The organism is Asticcacaulis sp., assembly GCF_047605585.1.
Classification (GTDB): Bacteria; Pseudomonadota; Alphaproteobacteria; order Caulobacterales; family Caulobacteraceae; genus Asticcacaulis.
This window is the reverse complement of record NZ_JASGFK010000008.1, coordinates 85,098-109,596: the sequence shown is the minus strand read 5'-3', so window position 1 is coordinate 109,596 and position 24,499 is coordinate 85,098. Positions and strand designations below refer to the sequence as shown.

The 24,499-nt window shown below is 61.9% G+C and carries 14 protein-coding genes; 8 read left to right on the top strand and 6 right to left on the bottom strand.

The annotated features are described in order from the left end of the window. Positions 1–5: 5 nt before the first annotated feature. On the bottom strand, positions 6–974 hold the full coding sequence (locus QM647_RS16345; protein WP_414996617.1) for a DMT family transporter: 969 nt from the start codon (positions 972–974) through the stop codon (positions 6–8). A gap of 104 nt (positions 975–1,078) precedes the next feature. On the opposite strand from QM647_RS16345, the gene QM647_RS16340 reads away from it, so the two are divergent. Then, a complete protein-coding gene (locus QM647_RS16340) occupies positions 1,079–1,552 on the top strand; it encodes an Lrp/AsnC family transcriptional regulator (protein WP_414996616.1) in 474 nt (157 codons plus the stop codon). Positions 1,553–1,567: 15 nt separating this feature from the next. Here QM647_RS16340 and QM647_RS16335 read toward each other — a convergent pair whose 3' ends face one another. Further along, positions 1,568–2,713, bottom strand: a complete 1,146-nt coding sequence (locus QM647_RS16335; protein ID WP_414996615.1) for a TetR family transcriptional regulator — start codon at positions 2,711–2,713, stop codon at positions 1,568–1,570. Positions 2,714–3,096: 383 nt separating this feature from the next. On the opposite strand from QM647_RS16335, the gene QM647_RS16330 reads away from it, so the two are divergent. Beyond that, a complete protein-coding gene (locus QM647_RS16330; RefSeq protein WP_414996614.1) occupies positions 3,097–5,406 on the top strand; it encodes a TonB-dependent receptor in 2,310 nt (769 codons plus the stop codon). A gap of 23 nt (positions 5,407–5,429) precedes the next feature. Next, positions 5,430–6,308, top strand: coding sequence for a tyrosine-protein phosphatase (locus QM647_RS16325; RefSeq protein ID WP_414996613.1), 879 nt, complete (start codon positions 5,430–5,432; stop codon positions 6,306–6,308). A 60-nt stretch (positions 6,309–6,368) separates the two neighbouring features. Here the strand turns inward: QM647_RS16325 and QM647_RS16320 are convergent, their stop codons facing one another. Further along, complete coding sequence (locus QM647_RS16320; RefSeq protein ID WP_414996612.1) at positions 6,369–7,316, bottom strand: glycoside hydrolase; 948 nt, start codon at positions 7,314–7,316, stop codon at positions 6,369–6,371. A 19-nt stretch (positions 7,317–7,335) separates the two neighbouring features. Next, the gene (locus tag QM647_RS16315; RefSeq protein ID WP_414996611.1) at positions 7,336–9,096 is read right to left on the bottom strand and encodes a DUF885 domain-containing protein; all 1,761 of its coding nucleotides are present in this window, start codon (positions 9,094–9,096) and stop codon (positions 7,336–7,338) included. 172 nt (positions 9,097–9,268) lie between these two features. Here QM647_RS16315 and QM647_RS16310 point away from each other — a divergent pair, with 172 nt between their 5' ends. Together QM647_RS16310 and QM647_RS16305 are read left to right on the top strand one after the other, a co-directional pair. Further along, complete coding sequence (locus QM647_RS16310) at positions 9,269–11,701, top strand: beta-L-arabinofuranosidase domain-containing protein (RefSeq protein ID WP_414996610.1); 2,433 nt, start codon at positions 9,269–9,271, stop codon at positions 11,699–11,701. Continuing rightward, complete coding sequence (locus tag QM647_RS16305) at positions 11,698–13,269, top strand: family 43 glycosylhydrolase (RefSeq protein WP_414996609.1); 1,572 nt, start codon at positions 11,698–11,700, stop codon at positions 13,267–13,269. The genes QM647_RS16310 and QM647_RS16305 overlap by 4 nt, the downstream gene beginning before the upstream one ends. A gap of 36 nt (positions 13,270–13,305) precedes the next feature. Here QM647_RS16305 and QM647_RS16300 read toward each other — a convergent pair whose 3' ends face one another. Further along, positions 13,306–14,598, bottom strand: a complete 1,293-nt coding sequence (locus tag QM647_RS16300) for an MFS transporter (RefSeq protein ID WP_414996608.1) — start codon at positions 14,596–14,598, stop codon at positions 13,306–13,308. Positions 14,599–14,670: 72 nt separating this feature from the next. Next, entirely contained in the window at positions 14,671–15,678 is a 1,008-nt protein-coding gene (locus QM647_RS16295; RefSeq protein ID WP_414996607.1) for a cupin-like domain-containing protein, read from the bottom strand. Between the two features lie 349 nt (positions 15,679–16,027). Here QM647_RS16295 and QM647_RS16290 point away from each other — a divergent pair, with 349 nt between their 5' ends. The 3 genes from QM647_RS16290 (at position 16,028) to QM647_RS16280 (ending at position 24,329) form a co-directional block, all read left to right on the top strand. Continuing rightward, the gene (locus tag QM647_RS16290; protein WP_414996606.1) at positions 16,028–18,955 is read left to right on the top strand and encodes a TonB-dependent receptor domain-containing protein; all 2,928 of its coding nucleotides are present in this window, start codon (positions 16,028–16,030) and stop codon (positions 18,953–18,955) included. A 136-nt stretch (positions 18,956–19,091) separates the two neighbouring features. Further along, positions 19,092–21,416, top strand: a complete 2,325-nt coding sequence (locus tag QM647_RS16285; RefSeq protein ID WP_414996605.1) for a Tat pathway signal protein — start codon at positions 19,092–19,094, stop codon at positions 21,414–21,416. A 72-nt stretch (positions 21,417–21,488) separates the two neighbouring features. After that, on the top strand, positions 21,489–24,329 hold the full coding sequence (locus QM647_RS16280) for a glycoside hydrolase family 127 protein (RefSeq protein WP_414996604.1): 2,841 nt from the start codon (positions 21,489–21,491) through the stop codon (positions 24,327–24,329). Positions 24,330–24,499 lie beyond the last annotated feature (170 nt).

The window sequence follows — 24,499 nt, the reverse complement described above, 5'->3', positions numbered from 1 at the left end:
CCCTCTCACAGGCGCTGATCCTCCGGTGGCCGGGCGCCGGGGGGCACGCAGGTGAGGGGCTGAACGGACCGGAGCCGGGCCGGCGTGACCGCCTTGCGGCTGACCAGCACAATGCCGGCCAGGACCATGACGGCGCCGGCAATGAAGCCCGCTCCAAGCGGTTCCTTCAGCAGGACCACGCCGAACAGGACGCCGAACACGGGCGTAAGAAAGGTCATGATGGTCAGCCGTGACGCCAGATAGGTGCGTAAAAGGCTGAACCAGACCAGAAAGCTGAGGCTGCAGACGATGAAGGTCTGGAAAGCCAGACTGCCTATCAGTGTCAGGCTCGCTTGGGCGTGTGTCTGGCCGGTCATGGCCGTGACCGCGCCCAACAAAAGGCTGGCGACCAGAAGTTGATAGAACAGGGTCACGGTCGCCGGCGCTGACGACAGTGGCGTGAAACGGATGGTCAGGGTGGTGGCGGCCAGGGCCAGGCCGGCGCCGACCCCCATCAGATCGCCAATCCAGTGATTATTATGCGTATGCGCAGTGGAGTCGCGGCCGAGAAAGGCCGTTACGACACCGGCAAAGGCGAGGGCGATGCCGAGCCACTGCAGCCCTTTCAGGCGCTCGTTCGGCAGCACGAAATGCAGGCCGAGCGCGGTAAAAACAGGCGCGGTGTACAGGTAGATCGACATGCGGGAGGCGTCGGTATGTTTCAGGCCTTCGCCGACCAGTAGGAATTCGAGGGCAAAGAAAAGACCGGCCAGCAAGCCCGGCCACAGCAAGGGGCGCAAAGCCTTCCCGGCGCCCTGAAAGAGCGCCAGCCCGCCGATCAGAAGGGTGGCCACGCCTGAACGCAGGGCGATCTGAAAGACGGGGGCCATGTCTGACGCCGCGAGCTTGAGCGCCACCTGTTGCAATCCCCAGGTGGCGGTCAGGGCCACCATCAGGCCCATGGCTTTTGAATCCAGTTCCTTGTGATCGTCCATAAAGCATCCTCATATACTGAGCTTGCATTTTCGCTCACTCAACATGAGTATTGGACGGTGATTTGGCGTAACATATGCAATTCTCACCCGTTTCGGAGGCTTTTTTGTCGATTTCCAATCAAAAGCTCGATGACTTCGATATCGCCATCCTGCGCTGCCTGCAGGATAATGCCGCCCGGCCGCAGCGCGAGATCGCCGCGCAGGTTAATCTGTCGCCGGCAGCGGTGCAGCGGCGGATCGCCCGCATGGAGGCGGAGGGCGTCATCCGGGGAAGTACGGTTCTGGTTGATCCGGCAAAGGTCGGCTTTGCGATCACCCTTATTGTTGAGGCCACACTGGTGAACGACAGGTCGGCGACGGTCGCCCGTGTGAAGGCCATGTTCCGGGAGGCCGGGGAGGTGCAGCAATGCTACCGCGTGGCAGGGACTGCGGGGCTGATCGTCATTCTGCTGGTGCCGTCCATGGAGGTTTATGAGGCACGGACGGCACGGTTGTTCGCCGATAACGAGCTGGTGCAGGCCTACAGGACGATTGTCGTGCTGGATCGCATCAAGACCGGGCTGCAGGTGCCTTTATAGCCAGCTTCGGGTGGATCAGTCGCGCACGCCGATGATGTCGAGCATCCGGCGGACGCAAGGTTCCACTGCGCGCGGACGTTCATTGGGGCCGACGCTCAGGGTGTCGCGGCCCATGCCCTGTATCCATGCCGAGAAAAGGGCGGCTTCCCCCTGGCCCAGTGGCCCTTGGTCGGAGGCTGGATCCGAAGTAAGACGCGATAGCAGGCGCAGGGAAGACTTGCCGCGCGTATAGCGCAGGATGCCGCCGAAGGCGGCCAGTCCGGCGTCGCGCCCCGCCGCGGCCGTCAGTTCGTCGATGGCCAGCATGCCGGAGCGGTCGGAGGCCAGGCTGTAATAGACCATCGACTCGACAAAGGCCTGTCCCGACATGTGCGAGACCTCCTGAATATCCATGGCGCCCTCCTGGGTGACGCGGGCATAGATGCGCTCAAAAGCGGCGCTCATCAGGGCGTTGCTGGTCGGAAAGTGGTGGGTGACAGAGCCGAGATTGGCGCCCGAGGCCCGGGCCACCGCCCGGTGGGTGATGGCGCCCGCGCCGGCCTGGCCGATCAGATCGGCGGCGGCATCCGCGATGGTGCGTTCGATCGTGCCTTCCAGCAGGGCCGGCGCCGGGGTTTCGATCGCCTGGGCGCGGGCGTGATCGCGCAACGGCATGGGGCCGGTTCGGCCGGTATGCAGAAGGCGCATCCAGGAGACGCAGGTCTCGGACAGGGCCGCGCGATCGAGTGGGGCCTGCCAGCGGATGCGGTGCAGCGAGGTCTCGCCATTGAAGAACATGCGCGTGACCTCGGCGTTATCCGCCAGGCCGAGGGCGGGGGCGACCTTTTGCCAGAACTCCGTCCAGACCAGCCGCCATTCACTGGCGGCCGGCAGCCAGGCCGGATGACGGGCGGACAGCATCTGGCATTCGGCCCAGGCGAAGGCGAGGGGGCGATGGTTCGTGCAGAGATCGTCGATCAGCGCGGCGATGACATGGCCGGAGGCGTCCGGATCTAGGCCGGACAATCCGGCCACGGCGGCGGACTGACGGTCGCACCACTGGCGTGTGGCCGCGATGACCTGGCTCTGAGTTGATAATAACAACTGTTCAAAACTGCCAAAATAATAATTTATTAATGAGGTGGTGGCGCCGGCTGTTTGCGCGACCTGGCGCGCGGACATGGCGCCTCGGCCATGGGTTGCCCACATGCCATTCACCACCTCTATAAGCCGGTCGGCGGCGCCTCTGTTTTTGGTTTCGCTCGCCTCAAAACTATTTATATTATTGGAACTATATCGCACCAGGTATCCATCCCCATCACGTGTGGCGCGCCTGTATTTCCGCATTCCGCCACACGCCCTTATAGACAGATTTTCACCGCAAATGCCAGAGCTAACACACATCCGTTGGCGGATGAAATCGGCGCTCGGTTGTCAAAATAGCTTCACACAACTGTTCAACATTTGACGTACAAACGTTCTAATTGCCGCCATCAGTGACGCCCGGGAGGCGTTGGGGGCCAGGCCGGCAGTCGGTCATGGCAGTGGCTTAAAGGGACATTTCGATGAAGGGCAATTTCTTCACCTCAGCCTCCGGGCTGGCAATCACGGGCCTGCTGGCTCTGGCGGGTATCGCGCCGGCGGCGCACGCCCAGGACACGCAGGCTCAGGACAGCAAGCCGGCAGAAACCGGTCTGGTCGAGGTCATCGTCACCGCCCAGAAGCGGGAAACCAATCTGCAAAAGACGCCGATCGCCATCTCCGTCATGCGCAGCGACGACCTGGCCAACCGCCATGTTCAGTCGCTGTCCGACCTCGCCGACGGCGCCATTCCAGCCCTGCGCGTCGCCCCCTTCTTCGCCCGCAGCTCGGCCTTGATCATCAATACCCGCGGTATCGGCGCCATGACCGACGCCAACCAGCCGAACCGCGACCAGGGCGTCGGCGTCTATGTCGACGGCGTCTATATGGGCCGCGCGCAAGGCCTCGGCACCGCCTTGTTCGATATCGACCGCATCGAAGTGGCGCGTGGTCCGCAAGGGACGCTGTTTGGCCGCAATACCGAAGGCGGCGCGGTCAGCATCGTCACCAAGAAGCCCTCCGGCACCTACAAGCTCAACGCCACGGTCGGCGTCAGCAACTATGGCGGCCAGCGCGAAGAACTGCACCTGGATCTGCCGGCCTGGCACGATTTCAGCGCCAAGATCGACGTGCTGAACACCTCGCGCGACGGCACGGTCAAGAACCCGCTGGCCGGCGCCCCCGATTTCAACGCCTATGACAAGCGCGGTGCGCGCCTGTCGGTGCGCTGGGCGCCACGCGAAGACCTGTCGGTCAATTATGCCTACGATACCTCGCGCGACGCCACGACGCCTTACTATGTCCAGCTTCTCACTAAGGGGTCTTACCCGATGTCGCCGCTGGCTGCGCTCCAGCCGGAACGCGCCACGGTCGGCAATTTCGGCGTGCCGCTGCAATACAGCGTCGGCGACACCAAGGGCCACCTGCTGACCGTCGACTGGAGCCTTAACGACAAGCTGAAGTTCAAGTCGATCACCTCCTATCGCGAACTGACCCAGTCGCAGTATGACAACGGCTCGACCAACCTGTTCGCCTACGTGCTGACGTCGGCGCCGACCAGCACGTTCGGCCGCTACAGCCTGGCCAATTTCGCGCAGAACCAGTTCAGCCAGGAATTCCAGCTTGTCGGCAAGACGGACAGCCTGACCTATATCGGCGGCCTGTTCTATTATCAGGAAAGCGTCAACGACAACGCCTGGACGCCGAACACCCTGAAGTGGAACGGTTCGTCGACTTCGTATGTTGTACTGTCCGAGGATCAGTGGGTCGCTTCGAACGCCTTCCCCGATCGCGCCAGCCATGCCCGTGCCCACAGTGTCGGCGCCTATGGCCAGGCCACCTGGACGCCGGATTTCGCCAACAAGATGATGCACTTCACCGTTGGCGGCCGCGCCAGCCAGGACCACAAGTCCGGCTCGCTCGATCTCGTCAATGGCGCTTTGCCGGTTGTTACCGTCGATGGCGTGACCACAAGCGCTGTCCAGACCATGGACAAGACCTGGAGCCGCTTCGATCCGCTGGTCATCGCCAGCCTTACGCCGACCGCTAATCTCGACTTCTACGCCAAGTGGAGCACCGGTTCCAAGGCCGGCGGCGCCAATTCGCGCTCGCTGACCTACCGCACCTTCGATCCGGAATCGGTGTCCATGTCGGAAATCGGCGCCAAGACCGAGTTCCTCAACCGCCGCGTCCGCTTCAACATCGCCGCCTTTGACGGCGACTACAAGGACGCGCAGATCGACTTCAACGCCACCTTCGCCGTCGGCGGCAGCAACCGTGCCACCCTGGAAACGACCAACGCCACCGGCACCGGCAAGACCTCCGGTTTCGAAACCGACCTGACGGCGGCGATTACGCGCTACTTCACGGTTTCGGCCAGTCTGGCGCGCACCGACATCACCCTGCCGCAGGCGCCGAATCCCTTCGCCAATAACGCCCTGACCACGGTCTATGCGATCAATACGCCGCGCTCCACCCACAGCCTGGCCATGGATTACAACCGCCCCATCGGTGAGATGACCTTCCGCGCCCACCTCGACGCCAACTTCGCCAGCCCCTATCACGCCACGTCCAGCGACGCGGCCCTGGCCGACAAGTCCGCCATCGTCAATGCCCGCCTGGCCCTGTCCGATATCGCGGTCGGCAATGGCGGCTACAAGGTGCAGGTGTCGCTGTGGTCGCGCAATCTCGGCAACGAGCAGCACGTCTTCTACAAGGGCAGCGGTTCGCTCGGCAATTACGGCATCTTCAACGAGCCGCGCACCTACGGCCTCGACCTGAACGTGAAGTACTGATTTTCAACAAAAGGAACAAACAGATGAAAATCTCAAAGATGATGGCGCACGTCTGTGCCTTAGCCCTGCTGGCCGCCGTGCCCGCCTTTGCCGCCCACGCGTTTGAAGCGCCGCAGGCGGTCACCACGGCCGATGGGCATATCCGCGTGCTGGCCGTGGCCGGCGGCAACAACTTCCGTGACATCGGCGGGTACGCCACCGCCGATGGCCACCATGTGAAGTGGGGCACCCTCTATCGTTCGGCCAGCCTCGGCCAGGTGACGCCGGAAGGCTTCGCCTATCTGAAATCGCTGGGCATCAAGACCGAGATCGACTTTCGCTCGACCGACGAGCGCCAGACCGATCCAAACATCTGGCCGGCGGACATGGGCGTCACCACCTATGCCGAGGACTACAGCAATCCGTCTTCGGCCTTCGCCGCCCTGATGTCCCCGGACGTCACGGCCGACAAGGCCAGGACCATGATGTCGTCGTTCTATGCCCAGGCGCCGTTCCAGTTTGCCAGCCAGTACAAGCGCATGTTCCGCCAGATCATCGACGGCAATACGCCGCTGGTCTACCACTGCACGGCGGGCAAGGACCGCACCGGCGTGGCGACGGCGCTGATCCTGACCGTGCTGGGCGTTTCGCGCGAAACGGCGACCGAGGACTATCTGCTGTCGAACCAGTATTACAAGCCGGTGATGCCGCAGCCCGGCAGCCAGGCCAGCGCCCAGATGGCCTTTTTCATGAAATTGCCGCCCGATGTGGTCAAGGCCATGATGGGCGTGGATGCGCAGTACCTGAACAGCGCCTTTAACGCGATCGACCAGCGTGAAGGTGGTATGGCGCGCTACGTCCATGAGGACCTGGGCCTGACGGATGCCGATGTCGCGCTTCTGAAGCGCCGTCTGCTCGACTAGTACGTTATCGGCACTGTCTGAAAGCCGCTGCTTCCATCGGAGGCAGCGGCTTTTTCATTTTCACGAGAAGCAGTCGTCCTTGGCCTTGCCGCTTTCGTCCAGGCGGATATGGGCGGTGTTCATGCGGGCGGGGTGCATGTAGTAGACATCGGCCGGGATGCGGTGATCCCAGCGATAGACTTCAGACAGGATAGCGTAGAACTCCGGATCGTGCGCCTGGAAGTCATCGGCATTGACCACCGTCAGGGTGTCGGTGATATAGGCCTTGTTGGAATTGAACCAGAACTGCGTGCCCTCGGCCCAGTATTCATCGAGCGTGTTGGCCATGTAGGCGCCCTGCCACAGGCGTTTTTCCTTGGCGTGGGCGTAGGCGGTTTCGACGCGCGTGGCCAGGGCCGGATCAGCGGTGCGGATGGCCTCGAAAATGCTGTGCGAGAACTCGTGGACCAGGATGTTTTCGCCGTAATAGCGGGTGCCGGGCACGCCGAGGATATTTTCCGCTGCGCCGGTGGTGTAGGTGCCGCCCATGCCGCGCGCCCGTTGGGCCCAGTAGTCGCGGTCTGTTTGCAGGCCGATGGTTTTGGCATAGTCGCGCACGTCGCATTTCGACAGGCGCGGATCGTCGATGGCCGGCTTCTTCCAGTCGCGCTGTTCGGGGATATCGGTGGTGGTCTCGTCGATCGCCATGATGCCGATGCGGGCGCCATTACGGATCAGCTGGTTGCGGATATCCGGGCGCTCGGACAGCATGTAGAGGACGATATCGCGCGCCACCAGAATGCCGGCGTCGGGTACGTTCTGCGAGCCGATGATCGGTATGCCGCCGGCATCGGCGTATTTCTGGTAGAACGGATCGAGGTTCAGCCACTGTGGCGGGCGGGTGATGACGCGGGCATCGAAGGACGGGATTTCCGCCTTCGCCATGACGGCCCGTTCCGCCTCTGTCGCCAGCGCGGGGCTGGCCGACAGAGCAGCGAAAAGGGCGGCAGTCAGCAGCCCGCGCTTCATCCTGTTCCTCGCCAAAGGACTATTCCTCGTCAGCGTAGGGGCCCTTGCCGCCTTCGGCGATGAAGCGATCGATGCGGGCGTCCAGCACCGGCAGTGGCACCGAACCCAGTTCGAGCACGGCATCGTGGAACTGGCGGATGTCGAACTTCTCGCCCAGCGCAGCCTCGGCCTTGTGACGGTTCTTCCAGATATCCGCCTCACCGAGATAATAGCTGAGCGCCTGACCCGGCCAGGCGATATAACGGTCCACTTCCGTGGTGACTTCGTGCTTGGATAGGGCGGTGTTTTCCAGCAGGTAGTTCTGCGCCTGCTCGCGCGTCCAGCCCTGCGAATGGATGCCGGTATCGACCACCAGACGGGCGGCGCGCCACATCTGGTAGCTGAGCATGCCGTAGGTCTCGTAAGGGGTGTGGTACATGCCCATCTCGACGCCGAGGCGTTCGCAATAGAGCGCCCAGCCTTCGCCATAGGCGGAGATATAGGTGTACTGGCGGAAGGGCGGCAGGGACTTGTTTTCCGCCGCCAGCGGCATCTGCCAGGCGTGGCCGGGCGCCGATTCATGCAGGGTGAGGGCGGTCAGCGAATAGAGCGGGCGCGACGGCAGGTTCCAGGTATTGACCCAGTAGCCGCCGGGGCCACCGCGGCCGCCGGTGTAGAAGGGCGCCAGTTCCGGCGCCACCGGGATGATGGCGAAGCGCGAGCGCGGCATGCGGCCGAAATACTGTGCGGCCTTGCCGTCGAATTCCTTGGCGGTCCAGGCGGCGCGATCGAGCAGGTCCTGCGGCTTGGTGACGTAGAACTGCGGATCGGTACGCAGGAAGTTGTTGAAGGCCGGCAGGTCGCCGTCGAATTTCACTTCGGTTTTGACGGCCAGCATTTCCGCCTTGATCTTGGCCACTTCGTCGAGGCCGATCTGGTGGATCTGGTCGGCCGTCATGTCGACCGTGGCGTATTCGCGGATCTGCGACTGGTAGAAGGCCTTGCCGTTGGGCAGGTCATAGGCGGCGATCGACTTGGTCGCGCCCGGCATATATTCCTCGCGCATGAACTTCAGCAGGGTCTTGTGCGCCGGGATGACCTTGTCGGTGATGGCGGCGGCGGCCAGCTTTTTCAGTTCGGCCTGCTTTTCCGCCGGGATGGTGGCCGGCATCGACTTGAACGGCAGGTAGTAGGCGTTGTCCTCGACGGACTTTGCATCAAGGATGCTGGTGATGGTGGCGTCGCGGCCTTCCAGCGAGATACGTGGCAGGGTGAAGCCGCGCTTCAGGCCGGCGCGCATATTGTCGGTATTGTCCTTGAAATACCGGGGCATGTCGTCAAGCTGGCTGATATAGTTGCGGTAGTCCGCCTCGGTGCGGAAGGTGCCGCGCGCCATGCCGGCCAGATCACCCCAGAAGGAGGTGTCGCCGCTCAATGGGCGCTGGTAGACCTTGAACTGCTGGTCGGCGATCTGGGTCTCGATCTGGAAGCGGTAGACCTGATAGTTCTCGGCCTCCTTGGGCGAAAGCGCCTTCACGTCGATGCCGTCGAGTTGCTTCAGCACGTCCTGCCAATAGGCCAGCTTGGCCTGTTGCGCCTTTTCCGAAACGTCGGGCAGGTGCGCCGCCACGTCGCCGGGCGCCGAATCTTCATTGGCCGCCTCCTGCTTGCTGCGCCAGTCCCATTCGGTCTTATATATGGACTCGAACTTCTGATCCGTTGCGGTGTCGGCCATGGCAGGCAAGGCGCCCAGCGAGGTCAGGACGAGGGTAAGAGCGGTGGCGTTCAGCAGAGCTTTCATCGGCGATGACCTCATTTTTTGCAGACGCATCATGTATTTCCAAAAAGTGCCAAAGGAAATTCCGGCACTTTTTGGCATGACGCTTTAAAGAAACACATCGGTATTGCCAGACAATTGTATACAGTATAATCATTGTCGCGCAACTACCGGATTCACATAACGAGGCTTTCCAATGACCCGCCCGATACTGCCACATGCCCCTCAGATTGACCGCCGTTTTCTGCTGCGTGGCACCGCCGCCGGCACGCTGCTGACGAGCCTGGCCAGCGGGGCCTACGCAAAGGGAACGGGCGGCGCCTTGCCGACCATGGCCGAGCCGGTGCCGCTGAGCGATGTGCGCCTGACGCCGTCGCCCTTCTATAATGCGGTCGAAGCCAATACCAAATACCTGATGTTCCTGTCGCCGGATCGCTTCCTGCACAACTACCATAAGTTCGCCGGTTTGCCGGTCAAGGGCGAGGTCTATGGCGGCTGGGAATCCGACACCATCGCCGGCGAAGGCCTGGGCCATTACCTGAGCGCGCTGTCGCTGATGTATGCCCAGACCGGCAATCCGGAATGCAAGCGCCGCGTCGACTATATTGTCGATGAGTTGGCCAAGGTGCAGGCGGCGCAGGGCGACGGCTATGTCGCCGGCATCATGCGCAAGCGTAAAGACGGCAGCCTGGTCGACGGCAAGGAAATCTTCCCGGAAGTCATGGCCGGCGATATCCGCTCGGCCGGTTTCGATCTCAATGGCGCCTGGTCGCCGCTCTACAGCCTCCACAAGCTGTTCGCCGGCCTGCTCGACGCCAATAAGTACTGCGGCAACACAAAAGCCATCGACGTGGCGGTTGGCTTCGGCGGTTATATCGAGAAGGTGTTCGCCGCGCTGAACGACGAGCAGACACAGAAACTGCTGAACTGCGAATATGGCGGCCTGAACGAATCCTTCGCTGAGCTTTACAGCCGCACGAAAGACCCGCGCTGGCTGGCGCTCTCCGAAAAGATTTACGATCGCCGTATGCTCGATCCGATGAAGGCGGGCGAGGACAAGCTGGCCAATAACCACGCCAATACGCAGGTGCCGAAAGTGGTGGGGCTGGCGCGTCTGCACGAACTGACCGGCAAGGCGGATGACGGCAATGCCGCCAGCTTCTTCTGGCAGCGCGTCACCCAGCATCACAGCTTCGCCATCGGCGGCAATGCCGACCGTGAATACTTCTTCGAGCCGGATACCATCGCCCAGCATATCACCGAGCAGACCTGCGAAAGCTGCAATACCTACAATATGCTGAAGCTGACGCGCCACCTCTACAGCTGGTCGCCGGAAGGCTCGTACTTCGATTATTACGAACGCGCCCACCTCAACCATATCCTGGCGCACCAGAACCCCGAGACCGGCATGTTCACCTACATGATGCCGCTGATGTCGGGCACGGCGCGTGAATTCTCGACGCCGGAAAACGACTTCTGGTGCTGCGTGCTCTCCGGCATCGAAAGCCATTCCAAGCATGGCGATTCGATCTACTGGCAGTCGGGTGATACCCTGTTCGTCAACCTCTACATCCCGTCGAAGCTGAACTGGGCGGCGCAAAAGGCGGCCTTTGAGCTGGAGACGAAATACCCTTACGAAGGCCAGGTTGCCTTCAAGGTCAGCCAGCTGTCTGCCGCCAAGACCTTCACCGTCGCCCTGCGCATTCCGGGCTGGGCCTCGGGTTCCAAGATCCTGGTCAATGGCAAGCCGGCGCTGGCGACCAGCGCCAAGGGCTACGCCCTGATCCGCCGCAAGTGGCGCGCCGGCGATGTGGTGACGCTCGACCTGCCGCTGGATCTGCGTTTTGAACATGCCGCCGGCGACGAAAAGGTCGTCGCGCTGATGCGCGGGCCTATGGTCATGGCTGCCGATCTCGGCGCGGCCGATGACAAGTGGGAAGGCGACGCGCCGGCGCTCGTGGGTGCGGATCTGCTGGCCGGTTTCACGCCGGTCTCGGTAGAGCAGGCGGTCTACAAGACGAACGGCATCGGCCGTCCGGGCGACATGACCTTTAAGCCCTTCTATGCGCAATATACCCGCCGCAACGCCGTCTATTTCAGCAAATACAACGACGCCGAATGGGCGACGGCGCAGGTGGCCTACAAGGCGGAGCAGGCGCGGCTCAAGGACGAGGCGTCGCGTTCCGTCGATGTCATGCACCTCGGCGAAATGCAGCCCGAGCGCGACCACAACCTGCAATCGGACATCTCCTATCCGGTCGTCTATCGTGGCCGCAATGGCCGCGACGCCCGCACGCTCGGTTTCTTCTCGTTCGAGATGAAGACCCAGCGCGACGGCAAGGATGTGGGGCCGCTGATCCTGCAAGCCACCTACTGGGGTTCGGAAAACAACCGCGTCTTCGATATCCTGGTCGATGGCGTGGCGATCGCTCACGAACGCCTGACCGGCCGCCAGCCCGGCGCCTGGATCGATGTCGACTACCCGATCCCGGTCGAACTGACCAAGGGCAAGGCCAAGGTGACGATCAAGTTCGATCCGAAGGAAGGCAAGACCGCCGGGCCGGTCTTTGGCGTGAAACTGTTTACCGCCGCGGCTGCCCAAAAAACTGAAAATGGCACCGCCGCATGAGAAACCTGATCTTTTCGGCCTGCGCTTTACCGCTGCTGATGGCCTGTGCCCATGCCCAAGATGGCTGGCAAACCGTCCATTCCGCCGGCAATCCGATCATTTCCGACGGCCAGAACTATACCACCGATCCGGCGCCGCTGGTGGCGGACGGCAAGCTCTATATCCTGACCGGCCGCGATAGCGCCGAGCCGGGCGTCAACGACTTCATCATGCCCGAATGGCAGATGCTGGAGACGGAAGATCCGGCCTCGCACACCTGGCAGTACAATCCGCATTTCGTCCGCCCGGAGGCCGTCTTCAAATGGGCGACCCCGGCGCGGGCCTATGCCGGCCAGATCGTGCAGGGACCGGACAAGCGTTACTATATGTACGCGCCGATCATCGAGGCGAACAGCAAAAACCAGGACCCGTTCGCCATCGGCGTGGCGGTCTCCGATACGCCGACAGGGCCGTGGACCGACGCCCACCCGGCTGGGCCGATCGTGTCGCAATCCTACCCGGTGAAGAACGAGATCCAGAACATCGACCCGACCGTCATGGTCGATGACGATGGCCGCGTCTATCTCTACTGGGGCACGTTCGGCCGCCTGAAGGGCGTCGAGCTGGAAAAGGACATGGTGACCTTCAAGGGCAAGCCGGTCGATATCACCGGCCTGAAGGGCTTCTTCGAGGCGGCCTGGCTCTTCAAGCGCAACGGCACCTATTACCTGATGTATGCCGGCAATTCGGCGGGGCCGGACTCGGACTGTACCGAGGCCGTCTACTATGCCTGCCAGGCCTATGGCACGGCGAAATCACCGCTTGGCCCGTGGACCTATCAGGGCGTCTTGCTCGATCCGGTCTCCTCGACCACCTCGCACGGCGGTATCGTTGAGTACAAAGGCAAGTGGTATCTGGCCTATCACAATGCCGACTCGCCCGGCGGCGATCACTTCCGCCGCAGCGTCTCGATCGACGAAGTGACCTGGGACGACAGTGTTTCGCCGGCCCGGATCGACAAGGTGATCCCGACCCATCCGCCGGCGCCGCCGGCCGTGGCTACACGAAATGTCGCCCCGGCGGCCCGCATCGTCGCCTCCAATTCGCCGGTGCCGGTGCAGTACTGGATCAAGGCGCTGAATGACGGCAAGGTCCACGCCAATCCGCTGCCGCCCGACACCTGGGGCACCTGGTCGCCGAACAATCCGGCGCAGCAGTGGGTGGTCTATCAGTGGGAACAGCCACTGAAGTTCAACGGCTCGCGCATCCGCTTCTGGAACGACCAGCCCGCCGGTTCCGGCGTCGGCGTGGCCGCGCCCAAGGCCTGGCACTTGGAGTACTGGAACGAGCAGAAATGGCTGCCGGTGCCGAACGCCAGCGCCTACGGCACCTCGACCGAAGCCTTCAATGACGTGACCTTCGATACGGTGGAAACGCGCTGCCTGAGGGCTGTGTTCGACGCCTCGACTGATGGCAAAACCTATGCGGCCGTCGCCGCCCAGGAATGGGAAGCGCTATACCCGAAGCCGGTTCTGGTCGAACCGGCGGATACCAAGCTGCCGGCGTCTCCAACCTGCGCCGCTGAATAAGAAAAGCCCCGCCAGTGAGACTGGCGGGGCTTTTCTTTAGACCTCGCCCTCCCGCGAAGCCAGTATGCAGAGCAGGGTAATGGCCGAAGCCGCCAGCAGGTAATAGCCGACGTAAGGCAGTCCGTAATTGGACTGAAGCCAGGTGGCGGCGTAGGGCGCCAGCGAGGCCCCGACAATACCCGCCAGATTGAAGGTCATCGACGCGCCGGTATAGCGCACGCTGGTCGGGAAGGGCGCGGCCAGGGCCGTACCGATCGGGGCATAGGTCATGCCCATCAGCGCCATGCTGATGATCGCGAACAGCAGGATACCGGTTTCGCTTCCGCCCATCAGGACCGGCAGCAGGAAGGAGAAGGCCCCGATCAGCACGGTCGTCCCGATCAGGACGGCGCGGCGGCCGAAGCGCTCCGACAGTTTGCCGGATAGCGGAATAAACACACCGAACGAAATCGCCGCCATGATCTGGATCGCCAGGGCGTCAAGGAAGGGAATGTGCCGCACCTTGATATTGTAGGAGAGCAGATAGGCTGTGCCGATATAGAAGAGCACGAAGGTCACCATGGCGACGAAGGTGCCGAGGAACAGGCTGCGCTTGTGGCTGCGGAACAGTTCGGCCAGCGGCACCTTGACGCGTTCTTCGCTCTCGACCGTCTTCTTGAACTCCGCCGTTTCGGTGATCGACAGGCGCATCCACAGGCCGACGGCGATCAGCACGATCGAGGAGATGAAGGGCACGCGCCAGCCCCAGGTAAGCAGATCGTCCTGCGAGATGAAGTGCAGCAGCGCCCAGAAGATGCCGGATGACAGGAACAGGCCGATGGGCGCGCCGAGCTGCGGGAACATGCCGTACCACGAGCGCTTGCCTTCCGGCGCATTCTCGGTGGCCAGCAGGATGGCGCCACCCCATTCGCCGCCGAGACCGAAGCCTTGTCCGAAGCGGCAGAGTGACAGCAGCAGCGGCGCCAGCACGCCAATCTGCTTGAAGCCGGGCAGCAGGCCAATGACGACGGTCGAAATCCCCATGGTCAGGAGCGCGGCCACCAGGGTCGCCTTGCGGCCGATGCGGTCACCGAAGTGGCCGAAGACCATGGCGCCGATAGGGCGGGCGAAGAAGGCAATGGAGAAGGTGGCGAAGGATTGCAGCATCGCCGAGGTCGGGTCGCCGGCCGGGAAGAACAGGGTCGGGAAGACCAGCACCGCCGCCGTGGCATAGACGTAGAAGTCGAAGAACTCGATGGTGGTGCCGATCAGACTGGCGACGAGGATCTGGAATGGCGAATTGACGCGCGCCGGATGTGGGGCAGGCGCCCCCGAAGACTGGGTGTTCATTGGATCTCCGCTGGTTTCCCCTTGTGGATTGCGGCCTAGCGCATTTTTGACCAAAGGGAAACCCCCGCTGTTTCAGTTACCCGCATCCAGCCCCTTGCGCAGGAAGGCCCTGATCTGCCGCGTCAGGTCTGGCGTGAGCAGGCCAAGCGAGCCCTTGTCACCCGGCGGCAGGTGCGCCAGCGGATCGGCGCCGCCAGTAAAGACGTAATAATCGAACAGGGTCTGCCACAGGACCTGTTGCCGGGCGGGCAGATCGCGCAGGGCCAGCACGGCATGGAAGAGGGCCTCGTAACCGCCGGCCGGCGCTTTCGGGGCATCGTCCCACCAGTAGTTGACCAGCACATTGAAGGTCGACAGAGAATGGACCTGGTGCCACCAGCCATAGGGGATGTAGAGGGCATCACCCGGTTCCAGTTCGACGGTCAGCATGGTCTTCTGCGCCTCGGCAAAGCGGGGATAGCGCGTCAGGTCCGGGTTTTCGGCATCGACCATGCTGACCGGCACCCCGCCGATAGTGCGGTCGAACGGGCCCGGATAGAGGTTGGGCAACTGGTCCTGCGGAAAGAGATGAAAGCGCCGGCGGCCAGCCACCACGCAGGCGATATTGTCATTGAGATCGTAATGGGCGCGGGTGACGGCGGCATTGCCGATCCAGATGCGTGGCTCGACGCTATCCGGCAGCAGATCGAGGCGGTTTTCGGCGGCGAAGCCCGGCATGTGTTTGCGGATGATTGCCGACTGGACATAAACCGACCAGGGATTGACATTGGCGCGTTCCTGCAGGATGCGATCGAGCGCCATGGGGATCGGTGTCGGGCCGTGCTTGTAGTTCTGGCTCAGCGTATCCTTGCCGTAGAAAAAGTGGCCGCGGATTTCCGGCGCGCCGAGATAGACCCCAGCCTGTTCACCAATGTCATTACGTTTCAGGTAATCGACCAGGGCCTCGTCCGACTGCAGGCCCAGGCCAACCGCCGGCCAGTCCCGGATCGCGCCTTTCAGCAGGGCCGGTGTGTTGAGTGGGCGGACAGTCTCCGCAAAAAGGGCGGGGGTGACGGATTCAAGGATGCGTACGGCAGGCATGGCGATTCTCAATGGGTTTCCCGTCCGACTGTACAGCCTTGACGGCGGTCGGAAAAAGGGGATTTACGGCAGGTGATTTCAAATGAAACCTTTGAATACTCAGACATTTACGATGCTTATCGGGATAAAGCATGACAAAAAAGTCTCACAACTGACACGAAATTCATAAATCGTATACGTTATGTCATAAAATCGTATAATTTATAATTGACCTGACACAAAACCGGTGATTTGTTTCACAAATGTCAAATTGCGGCGGTTCTACGTCTTTGTAGTACCTTTTAACGGGTAATTTGTTTGACATTTGAAAGGGAATTTCAAAATGAACATAAATAAGAGAGCGGTGATCATGACCGGGGTCGCTCTGGCGGCCATCGGGTCCGCCTGCGCGATGACGCCGGCCTTCGCCCAGGACGCGGCACCCGCGGCGGATGAAGCCCAGGCGACGACGGTGGTGGTGACGGGCACGCGTATTCGCCGCCCCAATCTGAAAAGCGCTTCGCCGATCACCTCGGTCGATTCGAAGGAAGTGAAACTGCAGGGCGCCATCGCCGTGGACTCCTTCCTGAAGTCACTGCCGCAGATCGAAGCTGGTAATAACGAAAACCAGTCGAACAATTCGGACGGTACGGCCGGCGTCAACCTGCGCAGCCTGGGCGGCAACCGCTCGCTGGTGCTGATCGACGGCCAGCGCTTCCTGCCGACGCTGGGCGTCGACCTCAACTTCATTCCCTCCACCCTGGTCGAGCGCACCGACGTCCTGACCGGCGGCGCTTCCTCGGTTTACGGTTCGGACGCCATGTCCGGCGTGGTCAACTTCATCATGCGCAAGAAGCTGAAGGGCGTTCGTATCGATACGCAATACAGCATTTACCAGCACAATAATGACGACAACTACCTGCGTGACATTCAGGCGGCCAAGGGCATTGCGCTCGCCGACAAGAATGTCTGGGACGGCCAGAAGTACGACTTCAACGTGGCTGCCGGCGGCGATATCGATGACGGCCGCGGCAACATCATGGGCTATTTCGGTTATCGCAAGATGGAAGCGGTGCGTCAGGATGCCCGCGATTATTCCAACTGCGCCCTGGTCTTTGCCGATGATGCCGGTTCGCAGTTTGCCTGCGGTGGTTCGGGTACGCACGGGCTTGGTTTCTTCACACCGCAGACCGGACCGAACAAGGGTGAAGCCTTTGCGAACAATCCGGATGGTTCGAAGACATGGGTGCCTAACAGTTCGGCCTATGCCTATAACTACGCGCCGGACAACTATACCCTGCGCAATTCCGAACGCTATCAGGCGGGCGCCTTCGCCAATTACAAGGTCAATGAGCATCTGGAAGCCTATGGCAGCTTCATGTTCATGGATGATCACTCGATCAGTCAGGTCGCGCCTTCGGCCATCTGGTCAGGCCGCGATTTCACCATCAATTGCGATAACCCGCTCATGAGCGATGCGCAGAAGACGATGCTGTGCGGTTCGACGACCTCGACGGACGATGCCGTGACGTGGCTCGGTATGCGCGCCGTTTCCGGTACGCCGCGTCGTAATGACATGCGCCACACCAACTATCGCTTCACTGCGGGTTTCCGTGGCGCCATCAATGACGCCTGGACCTATGACGCCAGCTACATGTATGCCAGCACACTGGCCCAGTCGAACTATCAGAACGACATCAACCAGGACAAGGCCGCCCAGGCCCTTCAGGCCGTAGAGGTTGACGGCAAGATCATTTGTAAGGACACGTCCGGCGGCTGCGTGCCGCTCGATGTCTTCAGCGCCAATGGCCCTTCGGCAGAAGCCTATGCCTTCGTCTATGCGCCGACCTTTACGCATAACGAGCAGACCATCAATGTCTTCAACGCCTTCGTCAGCGGTGACCTTGGCAAGTACGGCATCAAGTCGCCCTGGGCGGATGATGGCCTGGCCATCGTGCTCGGCGGTGAGCATCGTCAGGAAACCCTGGATGTGAAGCTTGACCAGACCCAGATCGATGCTGGCGGCGCCAATGCCGACGGCAAGGTCTCGGTTGATGAGCTCTTCACTGAACTGGAAGTGCCGATCATTTCCGACAAGCCATGGGTCTACTCCCTGAATGCGTCGCTCGGTTACCGGACATCCAACTACGATGTATCGTCCTCAACGACGACCGGTGACTCAAAGAAGACGGAAACCTCCAAGCTGGAAGTCCGCTATGCGCCGACTCCGGATATCCTGTTCCGCGCCAGCTATAACAAGGCCATGCGTGCGGCTAACATTAACGAACTGTTCGCCGCTCAAGGCGTCGGCAATGTGGCGCTGATCGATCCATGTTCACGCAGCGAAATTGTCAAGGCCGGCGCGCCAACGGCCGCTCAGTGCGCCGCAACGGGCGTTGATGCCTCGAAATACGATATCACCAAGATCCCGGATACGGTGGCTGATGTCGGTACCGCTCTGGGCGGTGGCAACCCCAACCTTGATCCGGAAACCGCCAAGACGACAACCTTCGGTCTGGTCTTCACGCCCCGTGCAGTTCGCAGCCTGGCGCTCAGCGTCGATTACTTCAAGATTCACATCGACGGCTACATCGGTTCGGTGCCCGCCCAGACGGCGCTGTCCCAGTGTATCACCACGGGCGATGCCTTCTATTGCGGTCTGATCCATCGTAATCCGAACAACGGCGCGCTCTATGGCAGCAACACTCAGGGCGGCTATGTCATCTCCACCAACGTCAATACCGGCTACCTGGAAACGACGGGCGTGGACTTCACCGGTACCTATGCACTGGACACAAAGTTCGGCAATCTGAACTTCTCCTTCGTCGGCACCCTGCTGAAGTCGCTGGAAACGGAAGTGTTGCCGGGCCTTGGTTCTTATGACTGCACCGGTCTGTACGGCGGCACCTGCGGCCAGCCTTCGCCGAAGTGGCGCCACAACCTGCGCACCACCTGGACCCCCGGCTGGGCCTCGGTCTGGGCGCCGACCTCGATCTCGCTCAACTGGCGCTATTTCGGTGAGACCGACCTGGCCACCAATACCGATGACCAGTACCTGACCGGCACCAAGTCGACCCTCAACGCCAAGATCGAAGCCTATAACTACTTCGATCTGGCGGCGACCAAGGACCTGCCGCACGGCCTCGTGCTGCGCGCCGGCATCAACAACCTGTTCGACAAGGATCCGCCCGCTATCGCTGCCGGCCTGCTCTTCGAGAATGGCAACGGCAACACCTTCCCCAGCACCTACGATCCGCTGGGCCGGATGTTCTTCATCGGCATTTCGTCCGCTTTCTAAGCGCATGAAATCCTGAAACGGAAAAGCGCTGTCGGTGAAAACCGGCGGCGCTTTTTTCTGCGCGAAACCCTGGATTATCGGTAGCGCATTTTGAAATATAATATACCGTATACGCTTCAAATTGCAGGAGCCAGCCATGCCTATAGCCTTCGACCGCCGTGCCTTTCTCACCGGATCGACCGTAGCGGCTCTGGGCGCGGCAAGCGCGCCAGCCATGGCCGCGCCGGTCTTTATCCCGGCGAAGGATGCGTCTGTTGTCGGACATGCGAAGCTGGCGGCATTCGATGGCTGGACGGTTTATGAAGACCAAAGCCGTCGTGATGGCCCGATCACCTTTATTCGCGGCGATGAGGCTCTGGTTTTGACCAAGCGTCTGGCGGCCTGTTTCGACGATATCGAACCGAAATGGCTGGGCCTGCCACTGAAAGATATCTGCCTGGCCGATGCCGACCTGCTGGCGGACAAGCTGCTGGCGCATGGCGGCGACCCCGATCCGGAACAGGTCCGCCGGGCCGCGCCTCCGGCCGGCTGGAACTTCAAGGCCGATGAGCTGGGCACGCGCATGGCCTGGACCAATTTTGTCGGTACGCGCCAGCAGGGCGACACCATGCCGGTCTTCCCCAATGGCCGCGTGCGCAACTATCGGCCGGAGCACGATTTCCCGGAACTGGTCGGCGACGACATGGCGAAAAAGCGCTGGGAAGGCCTGCTTGGCGGCTGGATGCCGGCGATCCACAAGATCATCGAAGTGTCGCCGACGCGCTATTATGACCTGCTGGTCTTTGCCGATGTGACCGCCACCGATCCGCTGCTGGTCCAGACCTGGCACCGCACCATCCAGTATGACAACGGCCAGCCGGTAAAGACCGCCTTCGCCCATTCCTACACGCCGTTCCCGCCGCGCCGCGTGGCGCCGGAGGCCGCGGCCTTCTACAAGGGCCTGTTCGATTTCGCCGCCTACTGGCAGGGCGAGGTGAAGAGTCAGGCGGCGCTCAAGCTGCCGGATAAGGCCCTGGCTGATATGGTCACGCACGCCTTCACCAAGGAACTGATGACCCGGCCGCAGGGCGTCTACCCGAAATATGGTGTGGTCGATCGCGACTATTTCGGCCCGGAATATGACGGCTTCCAGGATACCTTCACCTCGTCGCTCTACGCCAATCTGGAGTGGGGACGTTTCGACCAGGCCAAGGCGGTGCTGGATAACTATTTCGACGTCTTCACCTTCGATGACGGCCTGATCAATATGCGCGGGCCGGAAGTGCCGCAATATGGCCTGACGCTCAGCTTGCTGGCGCGTTATGTCGCCTATACGGGTGATGTGGCCACCTTGCGCCGGCTCTCCGGCAAGATCGCGGCGACGGCGGCCATCCTGACCGAACTGCACGATATCAGCCTGAAAAAGCCGGCCGGCGATGCCGGCTTCGGCCTGATCGACGGCTGGAGCGAGTCGGATGCCTGCCTGCATCCCGATCCGACCGTCTGGTGGAAGCCGTACTGGAACAATTCGGCTTTTGCGGTACGGGGCTGGCGCGATATCGCCCGCGTCTGGCCGTTGATCGCGCCGGACCAGGCGGGATTGGCGAAGGCCTGGACAGCGCGCGCCGATACCCTTCAGGCACAGTTGGTAAAGACCATGCGCGCCAGCGTGCGCCAGGACCTGACCCCGCCCTATCTCGCCATCCTGCCGGGCACGAAGCTGACCCATCGCGAGGCCTATGCCGAGGCGCAGGCAAAGAAGCAGCGCTCCGAACACGGCTGGGCGCACCGCGTCTATGCCGAGATGCTGCACGCCGATGTCCTGCCGGATGACCTGGCGCAGACGGTGATCAACGGCGTGCGCGGTCATGGCGGCACCTGTATCGGCGTGGTGGCCAACATCGCCCCGGCCAACGAAACCCATCGCGATCAGCTGGGCTTTATCTCCTACGGCTATGCCCAGCAGTTGCTGCGTTCGGACCGGATCGAGGAATACCTGCTGTTCCTGCATTCGCACCGCTACCACTCGCATACGCCCGGCACCTGGGTGGCCGGCGAGGTGACCGGTATCGATGGCGATCTGCCGCTCTATTGCGTGCCGGCGCAGTTGACGATCCCGAAACTGGTGCGCTGGATGCTGGTGTTCGAAGCCTCGGATACCGAGACCCTGCATCTCGGCCGCGCCATTCCGCGTGACTGGTTTACCTCCGGCCAACTCATCGAGATCAAGGGGGCGCCGACGCGTTGGGGCCGGGTTGACCTGGTGATGCAAGGCGATATGGCAAAGGGCAAGGTCAGCGGCCATGTCGTTTTCCAGAGCGATAGCCGTCCGGATGACGTGCATCTGCGCCTGCGCCTGCCCAAGGGGCGTCAGGTGAAAAGCGTCAAACTTGCGGGCAAGTCTTTGAAGGTGACCGGTGACACGGTTGTTTTCAATCCGGGTAAGACCGGGCAGCTCGCTTTTGAGGCCACGATCGCCTGACAAGGCTTGCCACGCGTAATTGTCTGAGTTAATTGTATACGATATATAATTCTCAGAAAAGAAGCGTGCCATATGTCCAGGAAATTTATCGCCGAAACCAATCCCCATCAGTGCGAAGCGGGATGCGCCTGCGCCGCTCCCAGCCGCCGGGCGTTCTTTGCCGGCGCGGCCGGTGCGACGCTTTTCACCGGCATCGCGCCGTTCGCCACGGCCAGCCGCGCGGCGGAGGCTTCGGTCAATCTCGCCAAGGTGGCCACGCCTTCGACCTCCTATAATTCGGGCGACACCAAGGTTTCGGCACTGAATGACGGCAACAGCCCGGCCAATTCCGCCGATGCCGAAGCCGGCATGTATGGCAACTGGCCGAAGACCGGCACCGAGTGGGTGCAATATGACTGGAGCCAGCCGGTAACGACCAATAGCATCGAGGTCTACTGGTGGGTGGATGGCCAGGGCGTCGGGGCGCCGAAGGCCTGCCGCGTGCTCTACTGGGATGGCAAGGCTTTCGTGGCGGTCAAGAACGCCAAAGGCCTGGGCGTGGCGAAGGATGCTTTCAATGTCACCACCTTCGATGCGGTGAAGACCGACAAACTGCGTCTGGAAATCGTTTCTGACGGCACGCTCTCGACCGGCATTCTGGAGTGGAAGGTGATGAGCTCCGGCGCCGTGCCGCTGTTCGCGCCAGCCGTGGCGGCGGGCATTGACCGCACCGTCGTCATGGGCGGCAAGACCTATCTGCGCGGCAAGGCCGAGTGGCTGACCTCGACGTCGGACGCCGGTCTCCTGTGGCGCAAGGTTTCCGGACCGGGCGAGGTCAGCTTTGCCGATCCGAAGGCCCCGATCACCACGGCGCAGTTCTCGGCGCTGGGCGACTATGTGCTCGAACTGGAAGCCCATACCGGCGGCAAGGTCAGCCGCTCCACGCTCAAGGTCCACGCCCAGGCCGCCCCGCCGGCGGAGCGTCTGGATGTCGTCTATACCAAGCGCTACAGCATCGACAGCCCGCTGTGGAACACCCGCGCCAAGACCCTGATCGTCAACTGGATTCCGCACGTCATCGACTATTGCGAGCGCACCGACCTGAAGATCGGCAATGGCGGCATCGACAACTTCATCGAGGCCGGCAAGGCCAATCGCGGCGAGCCGCACGCGCCGCACAAGGGCTATGTCTTCTCCAATGCCTGGGTTGTCGAAAACGTCGAGGCCATGTGTATCGCCCTGATGGTCGATCCGCAGGGGGATGCCGACATGATCAAGGCGCAGGACAAGATGCGCGCCACCCTGGAGCGGTGGATTCCGATCATCCTCGCCGCGCAGGAGCCGGACGGTTATCTGCAGACCGCCAAGACCCTGGCCACGAAAGAGGAATGGCCGGAGCGCTGGTCGCCGGATCATCGCGGCAACCACGAAGGCTATATCGCCGGCTACTTCATCGAATCCGCCATCAACCACTACACCCTGACCAATGGCCAGGACCTGCGCCTTTATAACGCCGCCAAGAAGCTGGCCGATTGCTGGGTGGCCAATATCGGACCGGGCAAGAAGGAATGGTTCGACGGCCACCAGGAGATGGAGCAGGCGCTGGTCCGCTTCGGTCGCTTCGTCAACGACGAGGAGGGGAATGGCCGCGGCGACGCCTATATCGCGCTGGCCAGGTTCCTGCTGGAATCGCGTCGCGGCGGGCAGGAATACGACCAGAGCCACCTGCCGCCGGTGCAGCAGTATGAGGCCGTCGGCCATGCCGTCCGCGCCGTCTACTTCTATTCCGGCATGGCCGACATCGCCGCCGAGACCGGCGATCGCGATTACCAGAGCGCCGTGGCCTCGCTGTGGGACAATATGGTCAACCGCAAATACTATGTCACGGGCGGGATCGGTTCGGGCGAGACCTCGGAAGGCTTCGGGCCGGACTATTCCTTGCGCAATAACGCCTATTGCGAGTCCTGCTCCAGCTGCGGCCTGATCTTCTTCCAGTACAAGATGAACCTCAGCTACCACGACGCCAAGTATGCCGATCTCTACGAGCAGACCATGTACAATGCGCTGCTGGGCTCGACCGATCTGGAAGGGCGCAGCTTCTGCTACACCAATCCGCTGGTCAATACCGAGCGCACCCTGTGGCACGTCTGTCCGTGCTGCGTCGCCAATATCCCGCGCACCCTGCTGATGATGCCGACCTGGACCTATGTGAAGGACAAGGCCGGGCTGTACGTCAACATGTTCGTCGGCTCGAAGATGACGGTCGAGAAGGTGGCCGGCACCGATGTCGAGATGGTGCAGAAGACCGACTATCCGTGGAATGGCGCGGTTTCGATCACCGTCAATCCGAAGGAAACCAGGACCTTCACCGTCCATGTGCGCGTGCCCAACCGCCACACCAGCGCGCTCTATACGGCGACGCCGGAAATCAGCGGACTGAAGGGCTTTACCGTCAATGGCAAGGCTTATTCGCCGGAGATCGTCAACGGCTATGCGGTGGTGACGCGCGAATGGCAGGCGGGGGATACCATCGCCTTCGATATCCCGATGGAACCGCAACGCATCCATGCCGATCCGAAGATCGAGGCCGACCGCGGCCTGGTGGCCCTGGGGTATGGGCCTCTGGTCTATAATGTCGAGCTGGCCGACCAGAAGAGCATCACCCAACCGCTGAGCGATGCGCCGATCAAGGCCGAATGGCGTCCGGACCTGCTGGGTGGCGTGATGGCCCTGACCGGCAAGTGGGCCGATGGTTCGCCCATGCTGGCCATCCCCAACTATGCGCGCATGAACCGCATCGGCGGCGAGGCCAGCGAAATGGGCGCCGGCGATATCGATTACGCGCCGGGCACCCAGACGGCCGTGGCCGAGGTCGGGCCGCGCCATCGCTTCACAGGCCTGCAATCGCAGGTGTGGATCAAGGCACAGGCTTAAGGGCTGGCAGCGCTCATCTCATCCTCCCCTGCGTCAGGCAGGGGAGGATGAGGCGCTATGCGGGTGTATCCTAAGTTTACCCACGGAAAGCACTGAAAACACGGAAGACACGGAAATTTAGGGTGTACTGACTCTGCCTCGCCCGCAGGGCAAACCGTCACGACTGTTCT